12 protein-coding genes and 3 pseudogenes are annotated in these 18,293 nt (G+C 70.2%); 13 read left to right on the top strand and 2 right to left on the bottom strand.

Features of this window, described 5'->3' with window-relative positions:
* The first annotated feature begins 15 nt into the window (after positions 1-15).
* From HDA41_RS31440 to HDA41_RS31415, 6 genes are all read left to right on the top strand, one after another.
* Positions 16-981: a carbohydrate ABC transporter permease gene (locus HDA41_RS31440; protein WP_184989941.1), complete on the top strand. Its 966-nt coding sequence runs from the start codon at positions 16-18 to the stop codon at positions 979-981.
* Positions 978-1,874: a carbohydrate ABC transporter permease gene (locus HDA41_RS31435; protein WP_184989939.1), complete on the top strand. Its 897-nt coding sequence runs from the start codon at positions 978-980 to the stop codon at positions 1,872-1,874. The genes HDA41_RS31440 and HDA41_RS31435 overlap by 4 nt, the downstream gene beginning before the upstream one ends.
* Before the next feature lie 12 nt (positions 1,875-1,886).
* Complete coding sequence (locus HDA41_RS31430; protein ID WP_184989937.1) at positions 1,887-4,793, top strand: glycoside hydrolase family 2 TIM barrel-domain containing protein; 2,907 nt, start codon at positions 1,887-1,889, stop codon at positions 4,791-4,793.
* Between the two features lie 139 nt (positions 4,794-4,932).
* Positions 4,933-5,928: an ABC transporter ATP-binding protein gene (locus tag HDA41_RS31425; RefSeq protein WP_184993885.1), complete on the top strand. Its 996-nt coding sequence runs from the start codon at positions 4,933-4,935 to the stop codon at positions 5,926-5,928.
* Position 5,929: 1 nt separating this feature from the next.
* A complete protein-coding gene (locus tag HDA41_RS31420; protein ID WP_184989935.1) occupies positions 5,930-6,733 on the top strand; it encodes an ABC-2 family transporter protein in 804 nt (267 codons plus the stop codon).
* A gap of 1 nt (position 6,734) precedes the next feature.
* Positions 6,735-7,541: an ABC transporter permease gene (locus tag HDA41_RS31415; RefSeq protein ID WP_184989933.1), complete on the top strand. Its 807-nt coding sequence runs from the start codon at positions 6,735-6,737 to the stop codon at positions 7,539-7,541.
* Here the strand turns inward: HDA41_RS31415 and HDA41_RS31410 are convergent.
* Positions 7,455-8,807 carry an MFS transporter gene (locus HDA41_RS31410; RefSeq protein WP_230299532.1) on the bottom strand — a complete coding sequence of 451 codons (1,353 nt, stop codon included), beginning with the start codon at positions 8,805-8,807 and terminating at the stop codon, positions 7,455-7,457. The two genes, HDA41_RS31415 and HDA41_RS31410, sit on opposite strands and share 87 nt — an antisense overlap.
* 229 nt (positions 8,808-9,036) lie before the next feature.
* On the opposite strand from HDA41_RS31410, the gene HDA41_RS31405 reads away from it, so the two are divergent.
* Positions 9,037-9,804, top strand: coding sequence for a nucleotidyltransferase domain-containing protein (locus HDA41_RS31405; RefSeq protein WP_184989931.1), 768 nt, complete (start codon positions 9,037-9,039; stop codon positions 9,802-9,804).
* Between the two features lie 15 nt (positions 9,805-9,819).
* Here the strand turns inward: HDA41_RS31405 and HDA41_RS41690 are convergent.
* Positions 9,820-10,110 (bottom strand): annotated as a pseudogene (locus HDA41_RS41690) (hypothetical protein); the annotation flags it as partial.
* Between HDA41_RS41690 and HDA41_RS31400 the strand changes: the two are divergent.
* The 6 genes and pseudogenes from HDA41_RS31400 to HDA41_RS41685 all read left to right on the top strand — a co-directional run.
* A pseudogene (locus tag HDA41_RS31400) lies at positions 10,111-10,263 on the top strand (RNA polymerase subunit sigma-24); the annotation flags it as partial.
* Between the two features lie 123 nt (positions 10,264-10,386).
* Entirely contained in the window at positions 10,387-11,706 is a 1,320-nt protein-coding gene (locus tag HDA41_RS31395) for a jacalin-like lectin (RefSeq protein ID WP_184989929.1), read from the top strand.
* Positions 11,707-11,760: 54 nt separating this feature from the next.
* A complete protein-coding gene (locus HDA41_RS31390; RefSeq protein WP_184989927.1) occupies positions 11,761-12,624 on the top strand; it encodes an alpha/beta hydrolase in 864 nt (287 codons plus the stop codon).
* Positions 12,621-16,718, top strand: coding sequence for a caspase family protein (locus tag HDA41_RS31385; RefSeq protein ID WP_184989925.1), 4,098 nt, complete (start codon positions 12,621-12,623; stop codon positions 16,716-16,718). The genes HDA41_RS31390 and HDA41_RS31385 overlap by 4 nt, the downstream gene beginning before the upstream one ends.
* Positions 16,719-16,731: 13 nt before the next feature.
* On the top strand, positions 16,732-17,322 hold the full coding sequence (locus tag HDA41_RS31380) for a TetR/AcrR family transcriptional regulator (protein WP_184989923.1): 591 nt from the start codon (positions 16,732-16,734) through the stop codon (positions 17,320-17,322).
* Positions 17,315-18,284 (top strand): annotated as a pseudogene (locus HDA41_RS41685) (phosphotransferase enzyme family protein). The gene HDA41_RS31380 and the pseudogene HDA41_RS41685 overlap by 8 nt, the downstream one beginning before the upstream one ends.
* The last annotated feature ends 9 nt before the right edge of the window (positions 18,285-18,293 follow it).

Raw genomic sequence — 18,293 nt, 5'->3', positions numbered from 1 at the left:
GGGACGGACCACGACATGTCGACGACCACCAAGCTCGACGTCCCGGGCTCCGCCACGGCCAAGGCCTCACCGGCCAAGCCGCGGCGGGGTCTGCGGGGCAGCCCGGCCTTCACCTTCTGGCTCTTCACCGGCCCGTTCCTGATCGGTCTGGCGATCTTCGTCTACGCGCCGATCCTCTGGAGCCTGTGGCTCAGCTTCTTCGAAGCCCGCTTCACCGTCACGCCCGACAAGTTCGTCGGCTTCGACAACTACGTCTACATGCTGACGAACGACGACTTCGTCGGCTCGCTCGGCACCTTCACCGTCTTCGCCGCGTTCATCGTGCCCACCACCTGGGCGCTTTCGCTGGGGCTGGCCCTGCTGGTGAACCGGCTGCGCTTCATGCGGGCGTTCTTCCGGTCGGTCTTCTTCCTGCCGACCGCGGTCAGCTACGTCGCCGCGTCGCTCATCTGGAAGATGTCCATCTTCAGCGGGGTCCGCTTCGGCCTGATGAACACGGTCCTCGGCTGGTTCGGGGTCGAGAACATCGCCTGGCTGATCGACCCCAACCCGCCCTGGTACTGGCTGGTCATCGTGACCGCCCGGCTGTGGCTGCAGTCCGGCTTCTACATGATCCTGTTCATCGCCGCCCTGCAGAACATCCCGGACGAGCTGTACGAGGCCGCCGCCATCGACGGCGCCAAGTCGGGCTGGCAGACCTTCTGGCACATCACCCTGCCCCAGCTGCGGGCCACGTCCACCGCGGTGATCCTGCTGCTGCTCGTCGCCGCCTACCAGGCCTTCGACGAGTTCTTCAACCTGCTGTCAAAGACCACCTGGGGCCGCCCACCCCTCATGGAGCTGTACTACAAGGCCCTGGGCGAGAGCCAGGACTACGGCGCCGGCAGCGCGGGCGCACTCATCCTGACCGTGCTGATCTGCGCCGTGACCCTGCTCCAGGGCAAGATCATGGGCTTCGGAAGGGGGGACGAGTCCAAGTGACCACCACCATCCCCAAGGTGCGCAAGTCCGCACCGAAGTCGGACACACCCAGCCGGGTGAGGCGCGGCGGCGGCGTGATGAGCTCCACCGGCCTCTACATCGCCACCGGCGTCGCCGCCCTCCTCTTCCTGATCCCGTTCTACATCCTCGTCCGCAACGCCCTCTCCACCGACGCCGAGATCACCGGAGAGAGCTGGAAGTTCTTCCCCACGGACATCCAGTGGGGCAACATCAGCGAGCTCTTCGGCGACGAGACGGTCCCCTTCGCCCAGACCCTGTGGAACTCGGCGGTCGTGGCCACCCTGCACACCGTGGGCGTCCTGCTGGTGTGCTCCCTCGCGGGCTACGGTCTGGCCCGCATCCCGTACAAGCACGCCAACAAGGTGTTCTACGCCGTCCTGGGAACCCTGATGGTCCCGACCGCCGTCACCTTCGTGCCGAGCTTCGTGCTCGTCTCCTCGCTCGGCTGGGTGGACACCTACCGGGGGCTCATCATTCCGGGCCTGTTCAGTGGTTTCACCTGCTTCCTCTTCCGGCAGTACTTCCTCGGGTTCCCCAAGGAGCTGGAGGAGGCGGCGCGCATGGACGGACTGGGTTACTGGGGTGCGTACTGGCGTGTCGTCGTACCCAACTCGCTGAACTTCTTCGCGGCGATGGCGACCATCACCTTCATCGCGGGCTGGAACGCCTTCCTGTGGCCGCTGGTCATCGGGCAGGATCCGAGTTCGTGGACCGTCCAGGTGGCGCTCTCCAGCTACATGACCAACCAGACCGTCGTTTTCCACATGATCTTCATGGCCACGGCCATTTCCATCCTGCCCCTGGTGTTCGTCTTCCTCTTCCTCCAGCGCTGGCTGGTGCAGGGGATCGCCCAGACCGGTATCAAGGGCTGAGCAAGGAGACCGATGTCTTTCCGCACCACCTCCGTCGACTACGTCGAGGACGTCTCCCCGGGCAGCGGGGCCCTGCCGCCCCGCGCCTGGTACGCGTCCTCGGACGCGCCGTCCCTGTCCCTGAACGGCAGCTGGCGCTTCCGGCTGTCGGCGACGATCGACGCCGAGGACGACTCGTTCGCCGGGGAGGGCTACGAGGCCGGGGACTGGGCCGAGGTCACGGTCCCCGGGCACTGGGTCCTCCAGGGCGACGGGGCGTTCGGGTCCCCGATCTACACCAACCACCTCTACCCCTTCCCGGTGGACCCGCCGCACGTCCCGACGGAGAACCCGACCGGTGACCACCTGCGCGTCTTCGACCTGCCGTCCGACTGGCCGTCGGACGGCTCGGCGGTGCTGCGGTTCGACGGTGTCGAGTCCTGCGCCCGGGTCTGGCTGAACGGCACGGAGCTCGGTGAGTTCAAGGGCTCCCGGCTGCCGCACGAGTTCGCGGTCGGGCATCTGCTGAAGCCGGGCGGCAACGTGCTGGCCGTGCGCGTGCACCAGTGGTCGGCGGGGTCGTACCTGGAGGACCAGGACCAGTGGTGGCTGCCGGGCATCTTCCGTGACGTGACGCTGCTGCACCGCCCGGCGGGCGGCGTGGGCGACTTCTTCGTGCACGCCTCCTACGACCACACCACCGGCGAGGGCACCCTGCGCGTCGACTCCGACGTCGACGGGCGGGTGACCGTCCCGGCCCTGGACATCGACGTCGCCACCGGCGAGTCGGTGACGGTGGTCGTGGAGCCGTGGACCGCGGAGACGCCGAAGCTCTACGACGGTGTGCTGGCCACCGAGGGCGAGCGGGTGCCGCTGCGGATCGGCTTCCGCACGGTCGTCCTGGAGGACGGGCTGATCAAGGTCAACGGCAGGGCCGTCCTCTTCAAGGGTGTCAACCGGCACGAGTGGCACCCCGAGCAGGGCCGTGCGCTCGACCTGGAGACCATGCGCGAGGACGTGCTGCTGATGAAGCGGCACAACCTCAACGCCGTGCGCACCTCGCACTACCCGCCGCACCCGGCCTTCCTCGACCTGTGCGACGAGTACGGCCTGTGGGTCATCGACGAGTGCGACCTGGAGACCCACGGCTTCACCGAGCAGGACTGGCGGGACAACCCGGTCGACGACGACCGCTGGACCCCGGCCCTGCTGGACCGCGCCGCGCGGATGGTCGAGCGGGACAAGAACCACCCGTCCGTCGTCTTCTGGTCGCTGGGCAACGAGGCCGGCACCGGGCGCGGGCTCACCGCCATGGCCGAGTGGATCCACGACCGCGACCCCGAGCGGCTGGTGCACTACGAGGGCGACTGGAACTGCCGCGACACCGACGTGTACTCGCGGATGTACGCCTTCCACGACGAGGTCGACAAGATCGGGCAGAAGCTCGACGGCGGCACCCACAAGCGCCGCGAGCTGCCGTTCATCCAGTGCGAGTACGGCCACGCCATGGGCAACGGCCCGGGCGGGCTCGCCGACTACCAGGAGCTGTTCGAGAAGTACGAGCGGCTCCAGGGCGGGTTCATCTGGGAGTGGATCGACCACGGCGTCAAGCACGCCGAGCTGGGCTACGCCTACGGCGGTGACTTCGGCGAGGAGCTGCACGACGGCAACTTCGTCTGCGACGGGCTGGTCTTCCCGGACCGGACGCCGTCGCCGGGCCTCGTCGAGTACAAGAAGGTCATCGAGCCGGTCCACATCGAGGGATGGGGGTCCCCCCTGTTCGAGCGAAGCCGAGAACTTGGGGGAGGCGCGAACGGCATCGTGCGGATCACCAACAAGCAGGACTTCGCCGACCTGTCCGCGCTGGCCTTCGAGTGGTCGTGCCAGGTGGACGGCGAGACGGTCGAGTCGGGTTCGCTGTCGGTACCGGCGCTCGCGCCGGGCGAGAGCGCCGAGGTGAAGCTGCCGGAGCCGCCCGTGGACGGCCGGGGCGGCGAACGCCAGTGGACCGTGCGGGCGCTGCTCGCGGACGACACGCTGTGGGCCGCGAAGGACCACGTCGTGGCCTGGGGGCAGTTCGCCGCGGGGGCACGGCCGCTGCCGGCCTTCCCCGCGACCGACCGGCCCGTGCGCGACGGGGACCGGCTCACCCTCGGCCCTGCCGCGTTCGACGCCCGCACCGGTGCGCTGCTGTCGATCGGCGACGTCGAGGTGAGCGCCCCGCGGCTGGACGTGTGGCGGGCGCCGACCGACAACGACGACGGCGCCGAATGGCAGACCGACACCCGCTACGGGATGCTGTGGCGCACGCTCGGACTGCACCGCATGCGGCACCGCCTGGTCTCGGTCGAGGCGGGCGACGACGCGCTGACGGTCCGCACCCGGGTGGCGCCCGCCGCCCGCGAGGTGGGCCTGGACACGGTGTACCGCTGGACGTCCGACGGCGAGCGGCTGAAGCTGACCGTGTCCGTGACGCCCGAGGGCGACTGGACGGTGCCGCTGCCCCGGCTCGGCGTCCGCTTCGGGCTGCCGGAGGCCGACGGGGTGGAGTGGTTCGGCGGCGGCCCGGGGGAGGCGTACCCGGACACCCGGACGGCGTCCATGGTGGGCCGCTGGCGGTCGACGGTGGACGGGCTCCAGACGCCGTACCTCCGCCCGCAGGAGAACGGCGCCCGCGCCGACGTCCGCTGGGTGGAGCTCGGCGGTCTGCGGATCGAGGGCGACCCGGAGTTCTGGTTCACCGCGCGGCGCTGGACCACCGAGCAGCTGGACGCGGCCCGGCACCGCACCGACCTCACACCCGGCGACACGGTGTGGGTCAACCTCGACCACGGGCAGCACGGCATCGGCTCGCAGTCGTGCGGCCCGGGCCCGCTGCCGCAGTACTTCCTGAAGGCCGAGCCGGCGGAGTTCGCGTTCGTGTTCTCGACCACCAGGTAGGAAATCGATGCAAGAACTCGATTAATCGATTGACCCATTGATCGACATTCCGACAGGGTCGGTACGTCATCCGCGGCCGGTCGGCCCTCGAAGCCGACCGGCCGCGACTGCGTTCACCGCAAGGAAGTTGGTGAGTCGGTTGAATGTCTCCATCGAGGTCCGCGGACTGTCCCGCACCTTCCACACCACCGTCCGCCGCCCCGGTTTCCTGGGCGCCGTCCGGTCACTGGTCAATCCCGAGCGGGTGGCCAAGCACGCCGTCTCCGACATCACCTTCGACGTGGCCCCGGGCGAACTCCTGGCCCTGCTCGGCCCGAACGGCGCCGGCAAGTCCACCACCATCAAGATGCTGACCGGCATCCTCACGCCCACGTCCGGCGAGGCCCGGGTCGCGGGCGTGGTGCCGTACCGGGAGCGCGAGCGCAACGCCCGCAACGTCGGCGCGGTGTTCGGGCAGCGCACGCAGCTGTGGTGGGACCTTCCGGTGCGCGAGTCGTTCGCGATCCTGCGGGACATCTACGAGGTGCCGAAGGCCGAACACGCCGCCCGGCTCAAGGAGTTCGACGACATCCTGGACCTGTCGTCGTTCTGGGACACGCGGGTCCGTCATCTCTCCCTCGGCCAGCGGGTGCGCAGCGATCTGGCCGCCGCCCTGCTGCACGACCCGCCGGTGGTGTTCCTGGACGAGCCGACGATCGGCATGGACGTGGTGGTCAAGGAGCAGGTGCGGGAGTTCCTGCGCCACCAGGTGGAGCAGCGTGGCCGTACGGTCCTGCTGACCACGCACGACATGACGGAGGTCGAGCGGCTCGCCGAGCGGGTGGTGCTGGTCAACCACGGCCGGCTGGTCCTGGACGGCACCCTCGACGAGATCCGCCGGAAGTTCGGCTCGACCTGGCAGGTGCGGGCCACGCTCGCCGACCCGCACGCCGAGGTCGTACCGCCGCCCGGCATCACGCTGCTGCGGCACAGCGGCGCGCAGGTCGTCTTCGGCCCCGACGGGACGGACGCGCCCACCGTCCACCAGGCGCTGAAGGCCGTCATCGAGCGGTTCGAGGTGACGGACATCGCCCTGGACGAGGCGGACCTGGAAGACGTGATGCGGGCCGCGTACGTGCACGACGGGGAGGTCTGACGTGGCCGTGCCGCACGCCTGGCGCGCCGCCCGCGTCACCCCGCTCGGCGAGCTGAACGCGCCGCCCCGGATGACCGCCGTCGCGCTGCGGCTCGCCGTGCAGGTGGTGCTGGTCTGGTCGCTGTGGCGCGGCCTGTACGCGCAGACCGGCACGACCGCCGGCCTGAGCCGCGACCAGGCGGTGACCTACGCCGTACTGGCCGTCCTGGCGTCCCGGCTGCGGGAGCTGGACCAGTACGCGGGCCGGGACACGGTCCTCCAGCACATGCACTTCGGCACCATCGTCTACTGGTACCTGCGCCCGCTGCCGCCGCAGCGCTACTACGCCCTGCGGGCCGCAGGCGAGCAGCTGTACGGGCTCGCGTGGGCGCTCACGGGATACGTGATCTGCCTGGCCGCGGGCGTCGTCGAGCCGCCCCGTTCGGCCGCGGTGGCCGGGGTGTTCGTGCTCAGCATGCTGCTGGGCCAGTGGGTCCTCTACTACGTCATGCTGGTGCTCGACCAGTTGTGCTTCTGGACGGTCCGCAACACCGCCGCGATGCTCATCCTGCTGTTCGCGCAGAACCTGCTGTCCGGGGTGTACGCGCCGCTGTGGTTCTTCCCGGACTGGTTCGTGACGATGAGCGCCTTCCTGCCCTTCCAGGCCACGCTGAGCGTGCCGCTGTCGCTGTACGTGGGGCGGATCCCCCTGTCCGACGCGGCCTTCCAGCTCTGCGTCCAGGCCGCGTGGGTCGTGGTACTGGCGTTGTTCACCCGGCTGCTGTGGCGGCGGGCCGCCCGGCGCGTGATCTCGCAGGGAGGCTGAGATGTCGGTCAAGGCTCTGCGGATCATCTGGCGCGTCACTGCGCTCAACTTCCGCGCGCAGATGGAGTACCGCACCGAGTTCCTGCTGATGATCGCGATCGGGGCGATCTGGCAGGTGTCGGTGATCGTGTTCGCCACGGTGCTGCTGTCCCGGTTCGCCGGGATGGGCGGCTGGGACAGCTCGGACGTGCTGCTGATCCCGGCGACCCGCATGCTGGCGCACGGTCTGTTCGTGCTGTTCCTGGGGCGGATGCACTGGGCCGGCCGGCAGATCCAGGAGGGCCGGGTCGACATCTACCTGATGCGCCCGATGCCGGTCCACCGGCAGATGCAGCTGGCGTTCTTCCCCACCAACGCCATCGGGGACCTCACGGTCGCGGCCGGTCTGATGGTGGGGGCGCTGTCCCGCAGCGACCTGGACTGGACGGCGGGCCGCATCACGTATCTGATCGCGGCCGTGCTCGGCGGCATGCTTCTGGAGGCGGCCCTGTTCACGGTCGTGGCCAGCGCTGCTCTGCGCTTCCCGGCCGCCGACCAATGGGGCCGCTGGCTGGAGGAACTCCTCGGCACGTTCGGCAGCTACCCGCTGAACGTCCTTCCCAAGGCGGTGGGCGGCCTCCTGACCTACGGGCTGCCGCTCGCGTTCGTCGCCTACTTCCCGGCGGCGGTCCTGACCGGCCACGGCCACACCACCGGCGTGCCGTACTGGCTGGCGGCGGCCTCACCGCTGCTCGGGCTGCTGGCGTACCTCGGGGCACGGCTGCTGTGGGGGTGGAGTCTGCGGCACTACAGCGGGGTCAACGGGTGACCGGCCGGCCCTGCGGATCGGGGTGAACAGGGCAGTGACGGCGAGCAGGACGCAGGTCGTCCCGGCGGCCAGGGCGACCGGTGTCGTGCCCTGTTCCTCCGCCGCCCAGGTGAGGACCGCCGCGCCGATCGGTGCCGCCGCGTACTGAAGCGTCCAGAAGGCGGAGGTGACGCGGCCCAGGAGGTGCTCGGGGGTGACCTCCTGGCGCAGCGACATCGAGCAGGTGCCCGCCATGCCGGCGCAGGCGAGGAACGCCGCGCTCAGGGCCGCGACGGCCGGCACGTCACGGGCCCAGCCGAGACCCGCGAAGGCCAGCCCGCACACCGCGACCGAGCCGGTCCACGTCGGCCCGAAACCGAGGCGGCGACGCAACCGGGCCACGAGCAGGGCACCGGTGATGGTGCCGAGCGCGCCGACCGCCATGACGGTGCCGACCGTGCCGTCGTCGTGGCCGAGGTCGTGTTTGAGGTGGTAGATGACCAGGTCGTTCAGGCCGAGCGTGAGGAAGCTGAAGACGAACAGCAGGGCGGTGAGCGAGCGCAGCACGGGGTGGCCGTGGAGAAAGGCGACGCCGGTGCGCAGGTCCTGCCACAGGCCGGTGCGCTCACCCTTGTGCTGCCCCGGCCCCTCGTCCGGTGCGCGCCCGCGGAACCGTACGAAACACAGGCAGGCGGCCGACACCCCGAAGCTGGCCGCGTCCACACCGACCGCCGCGGCCGGGCCGGACCAGGCGGCGACCACTCCCGCGCACAGCGGCCCGAGGACGCCCGCGGCGGCGGCCGTCGCGTTCAACCGGCCGTTGGCTTCCGTGAGTTGCCCGGTGCCGACCAGGCCCCGTACGACCGTGACGTAGCCGACCGCGAACAGCATGCCCACGGCCTCGCACAGCGGCAGCACCACGTACAGCAGCCAGATCTGCGGGCCGAACAGCCACACCAGCGGGACCACCCCGTACAGCCCCATGCGCACCAGGTCGCAGGCGATGAGCAGCCGGCGCCGGTCCACCCGGTCCACCACGGCCCCGGCGAACACCGCCGCCACGACCGAGGCCGCCCCGCCCACCGCCGTCAGCAGACCCATGCGCGCGACCGAACCCGTGGCCTCCAGCACCAGCAGGGGCAGGGCGATCAGCGCGAAGGAGTCGCCCAGCACGGAGAGGGTCTGCGCGGCCCAGAAGATGCCGAAGTCCCGCTGCCGCCACAGGGGACGGGCGCCGGGTAAGCCCTCGTCGGCGGCGTCCTCGCGCCGCGCCGCCCCGTACGTCATACCGTCGCCTCCCCCGTGCCCCCGCTCCCTGACTCCCCGGCCACCTTATGGCTTCCGATCGGCACGGCCGTCGCGGGCGGGCCGCTGCGGGCGTGGGCGTAAATCGGTACGGGTGGGCGGTGCGGACGGAGTAACGTCCGCACCGTGAGCTGATCCCTCCCGCGGTGTCCCGGACACCGCAGACGCGAACCCGACCCGTACCCCTGATGTTCCGCAGGGAGAGATCACCATGCGCATCACCTTGGGCGACACCCCTGACGACACCCTGACCGCGTTCACCGCGCGGGCGGCCGCCGATCCCGGCGTCGTCGGACTGGTCCTCAGCGGTTCCCAGGTCCACGAGGGCATGCCGACGGTCCACTCCGACTACGACCTGCACGTGATCCTGAGCGACCGGCAGGCCTCGCCGATCGCCGAGCTGGACTGGTTCCGTTCCGCCCACCTGGACCTCGTGGTCCTCCCGCTGTCGGAGTTCCGCACCCGGGGCATGCCGGGCCGCCCCGACAGCTTCGCGCGCTACTCCTACGTCCACGCCGAGGTACTGCTCGACCGGCTCGACGGGGCCATCGCCCGGATCCTCGACGAGAAGCGGACGCTGGGCGCCACCGAGGCCCGGGCCGCCGCCGACGGCTGGCTCGACGCGTACGTCAACCAGACCTACCGCTCCCTGAAGAGCTACCGCGACGGCCGCCCCGCCATGGGCCACCTGGACGCCGCCGAGGCCGTCCCCTATGCCCTGGAGTCGCTCTTCGCCCTGCACCGCCGGGTCCGGCCCTACAACAAGTACCTCCAGTGGGAGCTGGAACGGCAGCCGCTGGGCGAGCCCCGCTGGGACGCGAGCCGGCTCCTGCCGGTCCTGCGTCGCATCCTGGCCGACGGCGACCCGCCCACCCAGCGCAGCCTCTTCACCGACATCGAGGAGACGGCACGGCGAGCCGGCCACGACCGGGTCCTCGACTCCTGGGGGACGGATCTGGAGCTGCTGCGTCACACATGAGTCACTCGGACCTCGGCGCCGGGCCAGTGCCAGCACGCTCAGACCGAACATCAGGACACCGAGGGGGAAATGGACCGATGGCACGTGCGCGATGCCGAGTACGACCTGGACCGAGGCGAGCACGAGGAAACCCGACGCGTGCCGGACAGGCCGGGGCGAGCCGCCGCCCGGCTTCCACGCCAGTACCGCCGCGAGCACGTACAGCATCGTCGCCCCGTACATCACACGGGCTCCGACATCGTGCAGCACCTCTCCGTGGGACGAGGTCATCAGCAGTCCGGCGGAGACCGCCTGAAGGAAGATGGTCTGGAGCGGTCGGTCAACGGTGTGCCGGGCCTCGTGGCCCAGCGGGCCGGCGTCGTCATGACCGTGGCCTCGTTCGACTTCTCCGACGGCCGCGTCACCCGGATCTGGGCGGTCCGCAACCCGGAGAAGCTGCGGCCGTGGGCGTTGCCGTAGCCCCGGTCCGCCGTTTCATCTCCCACTGTTTCCCCCGTGTCCCTTGCGCATCAACCGAGTTGACGTCGAACCTGAACATCGTTCATGTCCCGCTCCGCCTCCCCGACCGGAGACACCCCCACCATGAGACGACTCCTCGGCACCCTCACCGCCGCCGCTCTGACCCTCACCGGACTGACCGTGACCTCGGCGACGCACGCCGCCGCCGCGGACTCCGGCTCCTTCAACGTGCTGACGTACAACATCGCGGGCCTCCCCCTCGGGCTCGGCGACAGCGACCCCGAGACCAACACCCCACTGATCGGGCAGCGGCTCGGGCCGTACGACATCGTGAACGTGCAGGAGGACTTCAACTACCACGCCTCGCTGTACGCCAACGACAAGCACCCGTACCGCACGGCGACCAGTGGGGGCGCGGCCTTCGGTGACGGGCTCAACACCCTCTCGGACCATCCCCTCGAGGACTTCCAGCGGGTGAAGTGGAAGGACTGCACCGGCACCAACTGCCTCACTCCCAAGGGCTTTTCACTGGCACGGGTGAGGCTCGCGGAGGGCGTCTTCGTCGACCTGTACAACGTCCACACCAACGCGGACTCGACCGACGACGCGCTGGCCGCCCGCCGGGCCAACGTCGAGCAGCTCTCGGACTTCATCCAGGCGAACTCGGCGGGCAACGCGGTGATCGTCATGGGGGACACGAACACGCGGTACACCCGCACCGGCGACAACATCCGCACGCTGCTGTCGGAGAACGGCCTGACGGACGCGTGGGTGAAACTGGTGAAGGGCGGTACGCCCCCCGCCCAGGGCAGCGACGCGCTGGTCTGCGACGCGGCGGCGCCGGCGGACGACTGCGAGGTCGTGGACAAGGTCCTCTACCGGGGCGGCAAGCTGCTGACGCTCGCCGCGACCCGCTACGCCAACGACTGGAAAGCCTTCCTCCGCTCGGACGGCAAGCACCTCTCCGACCACTTCCCGCACGCGGTCGACTTCTCCTACACGCTCAACTCGTCCCTGCGCGCGAGCGACTTCGTCGGCGGCACGGGCGGCACGGCCTTCAACGACGCGGACGACCTGCCGGCGACCCCCGCTCCCCGCACCCTCACCCTGCGCGGCGCCACCCGCCTGGACGGCGTGTCCCTGACCCACGACGGCGGTCCGACGCTGACCCACGGCGGCACGGGCGGCACGGCCACCTCGCTGACGCTGGCCCCGGGCGAGCACCTGACCTCGGTGCGGCTGACACAGGGCCAGAAGGACGGCCGCACCCGGGTCTTCTCGGCGTCCTTCACGACGGACAAGAACCGCACCCTGTCCGCCGGCACGGCCACGTCCGACGCGAAGACCTTCACGGCCCCCTCCGGCTGGCGGATCGTGGGCTTCACGGGGCGCGCGGGCACTGAGATCGACAAGATAGGGGTGCTGTACGCGCCGATCCGCTGAGTCCCGTACTACGCTCTTTCCCTCTCAAACGCGCGAACATCGGGGGGATGAGCGATGGCGCGAGTCGTGGTCGTGCACGGAATCGGGCACGAGTGGTCGGGGTCGGCGTTGATGGGCCGGGACGTGGCGCCGGCCTTGCGCGACGGGGTACGGCAGGGGTCGGGGCTGCGGCTGGACGAGGAAGACGTCGCTTGCGCGTTCTACGGCGACGTCTTCTTCGAGGAGGGCACCCGCAGCCTCGGAGTGCCGCCCTGGGACGAGCACGACGTCGAGGAAGGCTTCGAGGCGGAGTTGCTCACGGCGTGGTGGGCAGCGGCGGCGGGCACCGACCCGGCGGTGACGGCCCCGGACGAGCGGGGCACGCGGGCGTTCCCCGGCGCGGGGTGGCTGCTGTCCCAGCGGGTCCGCTCCGCGCTGGACGCGCTGTCCGGATCCCGGTTCTTCGGCACGTACTCGGACCGCATGATGGTGTTCGCCCTCAAGCAGGTGCGGCGGTACATGAACGAGCCTCCCGTCTGGCAGGAGGCCCGGGCCCGGGTGACGGAGGAGATCGGTCCCGACACGCGGGTGGTGGTGGCGCACTCACTCGGGTCGGTCGTGGCGTACGAGGCACTGTGCGAGCACCCCGAATGGCCCGTCACCGACTTCGTGACGGTCGGCTCACCGCTCGGCCTGTCGCTGATCTTCAACCGGCTGAGCCCTCTGCCCGAGGAGGGGAAGGGGGCGTGGCCCGGAGGCATCCGCCGCTGGACGAACCTCACCGCCCCGGGCGATGTCGTCGCGGTCGTCCATGAACTCGCCCCGCGGTTCGGCGGGGTGGCCGACGAGTCACTCGACAACGGCCTCAAGCCACACAGCCTGCTGCGCTACCTGACGGCGAGGAAGACGGGCCGTGCTGTCGCCGAGGGGCTGATGTGACCGACTCCGGCGCCGGGAGGCGGTTCCTGATCTCCGTCGGTGTGGGCGCATACAAGGACTCCGGTATCCCGGGCCTCCCGGGTGCCGTGCCGGACGCGGACCGTGTGGCGGAGCTGCTCGCCCCCATGGGCTACACCCGCGTACTGGAGGACCTCTCCTGCAATCCGTCCCGCAACGCGCTGGTCGAGGGCCTGGACGAGTGGGCCTTCGAGACGGAACTGGGCCCTCGGGACGTGGTCGTGGTCTACTTCGCGGGCCACGGCCAGAAGAACGGCCCGAAGCACTACCTGCTCTGCGCCAACCACCGGCCCGGCCTGTGGTCGTCGACCGCGGTCAAGAGCGACGACTTCGCGGAGCCCTTGGTGCAGAGCGATGTGGGCCACCTCCTGGTGATCCTGGACACCTGCTTCGCGAGCGCCGGCACCGAGAGCGTCGCCACGCTCGCGGCCCAGCTCACGGACCGGCGGCGCGGCAGCGCCCAGCGCGCGGTGCTCGCGGCGGCCCGGGGCAAGGAACTGGCGAAGGAGAACAGGTTCGTCGACGCGCTGGCGCGGGTGCTTGCGAAGCCACAGGCAGGGCCCTCGCAGCGGTATCTGAGTGTGCGTGAGGTGACCGCACGGATCAACGAACTCCTCGACTCCCCGAGCCAGCACGCGAGTCACTCCGTCATCGACAGTGCGGGCCAGGATCCGTTCTTCGACAACCGGCTGTACGTACCGGCAGCCGATCGGGACGGGCTGGACCTGGCCGTTCTGGCGCAGTTGCACAAGCGCCACGAAGGTCATTACGGGCCGCGCGGGAGGGGCCTGGAACACGCCGGGGAGCGCGGCAGCTACTTCACCGGCCGTGTTCCGGCGCTGTCGTCACTGGCGGACTGGCTCAAGGGCCCGCACGACCGCAAGGCCCGGGTGATCACGGGGGATCCCGGGTCCGGCAAGTCGGCGTTGCTGGGCCGCTTCCTGGAGCTGACCGATCCAGAACACGCGGCCCGGACCACGGCCCCGGACGCCGGTTGGCTGCCCCCGCTGGGCATGAACGTCATCCGCCTCTGGGCGCGCCGGGTCACCGGCGCTGACCTGGTGCGCGACCTGTCGGCGGCCATCTCGTTGCCCGACGCCGAACGGGACGAGCTGCTCAAGGCACTGGGGGAACGCACCGACCCTGTCACCATCGTGATCGACTCGCTCGACGAGGCGGGCACGGCGGGCGACCAGTCGGAGGGCCGCAGAATCGCCCGGGATGTGCTCCAACCACTCTCGGCCATGCCGTCAGTACGGCTGATCATCGGCACCCGGCGGGACCTGATCCCCGCCCTCGGCCACGCGATCGAGGTCGTCGACCTGGACACCGACGAGCACGCGCGCGAGGCGGTGACGGAGTACGCCCGTGCGGTGCTGCTGGACGCCCACGACCCCGACAGCCTCTCCCCGTACAGGGGTGATCCGGAGCTGGCCCGCACGGTGGCCGCCGGCATCGCGGCCCAGGCCGACCGGTCTTTCCTCGTGGCCCGGATGAACGCGCGGGCGCTGGTGCACCGGCAGGAGGTCGTCGACACGCGTGTCGAGGGCTGGGAGCGGTCCCTGCCGGGCGATGCCAGGGAGGCCTTCGCGGCGTACCTCGACCGTTTCGGGGCAGAGCGGCAGCGGGTCGTACGGCTGTTGCGTCCGCTGGCGTACGCCCAGGGCGAGGGCCTGCCCTGGTCGACGGTCTGGGCACCCCTGGCCGAGGCACTGTCGGGGACGCCGTGCACCAATGACGACCTGGACTGGTTGTTCGAGAACGCCGGGTCGTACATCACGGAGTCCGACAACGGCACGGGGTCGGTGTACCGGCTCTACCACGAGACGATGGCGGAGTACCTGCGCGTACCGAGCCGGGCGGCGGAGCATCATCGGGCCGTGGCGAGTGGGCTTGCGTCGCTGGTGCCGGCGGATCCCCTCAGCGGGGAGCGGGACTGGGCGACGGCGCACCCGTACATCCTGACGCACCTGGCGAGCCACGCGGCCGCAGGGGGCGTCATGGACCGGTTGCTCACCGACGCGGAATTCCTGGTGCACGCGCAGCCGGCGTCCCTGCTGCGCGCGCTGGACTCCGCGACCAGTGAGCAGGGGCGGAGGGTCGCGTCGGTGTATCGCACGTCGGCGCATCTGTTGCCTCGCTTGAGCATCGACAACCGGCGGGACGTGCTCTCCGTTGACGCGGCTCGCTATGGGTGGTCCGAGTTGTCGCGCCGGTTGGCCCAGGGGCGGCCGTGGCGGGTCAGGTGGGCTACAGGCGGGTTGGTGCATCCGGCGCATCGTAGGACGCTGACAACGGGCACCACCGTGTCTTGGCTGGGTGCCATCAGCATCAACAACCGGCCGCATCTTCTCGCGGTTGGCGACGATGACACAGTGGCGCTTTGGGATCTCCATACCGGGGAGCGCACCCTCACCCTCGACGAGTCCATCTCCTCTGACGTGCTCTGCGCCACTGCCATCGACAACAAGCCCTACGCCCTCGCCGGCGGCGAGGACGGAACCGTGCACATCTGGGACCTGCACACCGGAGAACGCCTCCGGGCCCTGACGGGACATACTGCGCCCGTCACGGCAGTCAGCAGTCTTGCGATCAATAACCGGCCCCACGCCCTGACGTGCGATGGCGGCGGCACCGTACGCCTCTGGGACCTACACGCCGGGAAATCCGTCGTCGTCCTCCACGTGCCGGATAGTGCCACGGCAGTCTGCGGCATCATCATCGACGACCGGGCCCACGCCCTCGTCCGAGGCTATGACGGAACCGTACGGGTCTGGGACCTCTACGCCAGGAAGTGCACCCTCACCCTCGATGAGCGCAGCTCCGTGGACACCCTCTGCGTCACCACCATCGATGACCGACCCCATGCCCTGACCGTCAGCGACGCGTCCGTACATCTTTGGGACCTCGTCACCGGGAGGCGCGTGCGCTCCCTCACCGGACACAGCCGCGATGTGCACGCAGTGTGCGGTATCACCGTCGACGACCGACCTCACGCGCTGACCTGCGGCGAGGACGAGACCGTGCGGCTGTGGGACCTCCGTACCGGAGAATGCACCCTGATCCTCATCGGACACACAAACGCCTTGGAGGCGGTCTGCGGGACAGTCCTGGACAACCGTCCCCATGCCGTCTCCGGCGGCCATGACGAGACGCTACGGGTGTGGGACCTGACCAGCACTCACACCACGACTTCCTGCGGTTGGCACAGCGATTGGATCGTCAACATCACTGATGTCATCGTGAACGATCATCGTCATGTGCTCACGGGTAGCTATGACGGGTCCGCTCGACTGTGGGACCTCAGCACCGGGGAATGCGTCGACGCCTTGACAGCGCGGGAGCGCGGACGAGCGGTTTACGGCACCATCATCGATGGCCGCCCTTATGTCCTCGCACAACGCAAAGACCACGCCCTGCAGCTCAGGGACCTCAGCACGGGCGAAGCCGTCCGCTCTCTGCAGGACCACGACGGTTTCCCACGTGCTGTGTGGCCTGTCACCTTCGAAGGCCGGCCTCACGCAGTGATCTCAACCTACGGCGGAACAATTCGCCTGTGGGACCTCGGCAGTGGAGAATGCGTCCAGTCCCTCGCCCAAAGCGCGGCCACCGACATGGTCGCCGGCATCGTCATCGACGATCGCCTCCATGTCCTCACCGCCCGTTACGACGGCTACGTATCCCTGTGGGACTTCCAGACCGGACAATGCACCCGCGTCATGCGTGGACACTCCGGAGCCGTAGAGGCGGGGTTCTGCACCGTCATCAACGGCCGCCCTCACGCGGTGACCGGAGGCCACGACCGCACCGTGCGCCTATGGGATCTCGACACCGGCGAGTGTGTCCTCAACCTCGCCGGGCACACCGGCTCCGTGAAGGTGGTCCGCGCCGTTGATCTCGACAACCAACCCCACGCCCTCACCGCCGCCGACGACCACACCGCCCGCCTCTGGAACCTCCGCACAGGAGAATGCACCCAGACCATCGCCCTCCCCTTGGTCGCCACCGCAGTCACAGCCGTCGACGACCAGCTCATCCTGTGTTTCGCCAATGACATGGCCCTGTTCGAGAGGTAAGCCCCGACATCTCATGCCCAGAGCCGGCCTCACCCCAGACCGCCTCGTCGCCGCCGCGGCCGATCTCGCCGACGAGGCCGGTCTGGAGCACGTCACCCTCTCCGCCCTGGCCCGCCGCTTCGGGGTGAAGGACGCGAGCCTGTACACCCACGTCCGGAACCTGAAGGACCTGCGCACCCGGATGGCCCTCCTCGCGGGCGGCGAGATGATCGACCGGATCGCGGCGGCGGTCGAGGGGCGGGAGGCCGGCCGGGACACGCTCGGTGCCTTCGCCGGCGCCTACCGGGCCTACGCCCTGGAACACCCCGGCCGGTACGCGGCCACACAGCTCCCGGTCGACCAGGACCTCGTCACGGACTCCCCCGCGATGCGCCGCACGGCCGACGTCACCTACGGCATGCTCCGCGCCTACGGCCTGGAGGAACCCCACCTCACCGACGCCGTACGCCTGCTGCGCAGCACCTTCCACGGCTACTGCGCCCTGGAGTCCACCGGCGCCTTCGGCGCGCCCCGTGACGTACAGGCGTCCTGGGACAGGGCGATCGACGCCCTGCACGTACTGCTGCAGAACTGGCCCCGCGAGCAGAGGACGACCGATGCGTGACACAGCCGACTCCATAGCGCGGACCTACGCACTCGGCGCCGGGCCCTGGACCATGACACCGGTCACCCGGGGCGCACTGGGCCAGATCTGGAGACTCACCGGAAACGGGTCCTCGTGGGCCGTGAAGGAGCTCCTCTTCGGCTGCGACGAGGCACAGGTCCGCCGCGAGGCCGCGCTCCGGGACTCCGCGGCGGACCTGGGCATCGCCTCGCCCCGTCTCCACCCCAACCGCGAGGGCGCGCACGTCTCCCGTCTCGATTCCCCGGGAGGGTCGTACGTGAAGCTGTACGACTGGGTCGACGGCACCCGGGCGGACGCGTCCGCCCCGGACGTCCTGGACTGGTTCGGCCGGACCATGGCGCTGCTGCACCAGGCCGGTGAGGGAGCCGTCGAGACGCCGGGCGACTGGTACGAGCGGTGTCCTGACGACGCCGACTGGGAGGACGTCCTCAAGAAGGTGCGGGACGCCGGCCTGCCCTGGGCGGACGAGCTGGGCCGGTTCGTCACCACGTCCGCGCCCCGGCTGGCGTACTGGGTGACACCGTCGGCCCCCGGCGGCCTGGTGACCTCGCACCTCGACCTCCAGCCCCAGAACGTCCTGGTCGGCCCGGACGGGCCGGTCCTCCTCGACTGGGACAACGCCGGGCCGATCCCGGCGGAACGGGAGTTCGCGCGGGCCGTCCACGTGTGGTCGGGCCGCAACGAGGTGGACATCGCATCCGCCCGGCACCTGGCCCGGGCCTACCGGGATGCCGGGGGCCGGGCCGTGGTCACGGGCCCGGAGTCGTTCTCGATGCTCTTCGCCACGGACCTGAACTACATCCATGTGCAGGCGCAGACGTCCGTCGATCCCGCCGTGACCGCCGCAGCGCGCGTTCGCGGGCGGCCAGGTCGTCACCTGCCTGCGCGCCCTGCCGGACCTCGCTGCCGTGTCGCTGCTGGTCGCCGCGCTCGACATCTGACGGAACGGC

This window comes from Streptomyces caelestis (assembly GCF_014205255.1).
Classification (GTDB): Bacteria; Actinomycetota; Actinomycetes; order Streptomycetales; family Streptomycetaceae; genus Streptomyces; species Streptomyces caelestis.
The sequence above is the reverse complement of the archived record's forward strand: the minus strand, read 5'-3'. Positions and strand labels throughout refer to the sequence as shown.

Excerpts from the sequence above, each read along its gene's own strand:
- HDA41_RS31440 (WP_184989941.1), top strand. The coding sequence starts at position 16 with ATGTCGACGACCACCAAGCTCGACGTCCCGGGCTCCGCCACGGCCAAG.
- HDA41_RS31430 (WP_184989937.1), top strand. The coding sequence starts at position 1,887 with ATGTCTTTCCGCACCACCTCCGTCGACTACGTCGAGGACGTCTCCCCG.
- HDA41_RS31415 (WP_184989933.1), top strand. The coding sequence starts at position 6,735 with ATGTCGGTCAAGGCTCTGCGGATCATCTGGCGCGTCACTGCGCTCAAC.
- HDA41_RS31410 (WP_230299532.1), bottom strand. The coding sequence starts at position 8,807 with ATGACGTACGGGGCGGCGCGGCGCGAGGACGCCGCCGACGAGGGCTTA.
- HDA41_RS31405 (WP_184989931.1), top strand. The coding sequence starts at position 9,037 with ATGCGCATCACCTTGGGCGACACCCCTGACGACACCCTGACCGCGTTC.
- HDA41_RS31395 (WP_184989929.1), top strand. The coding sequence starts at position 10,387 with ATGAGACGACTCCTCGGCACCCTCACCGCCGCCGCTCTGACCCTCACC.
- HDA41_RS31390 (WP_184989927.1), top strand. The coding sequence starts at position 11,761 with ATGGCGCGAGTCGTGGTCGTGCACGGAATCGGGCACGAGTGGTCGGGG.
- HDA41_RS31380 (WP_184989923.1), top strand. The coding sequence starts at position 16,732 with ATGCCCAGAGCCGGCCTCACCCCAGACCGCCTCGTCGCCGCCGCGGCC.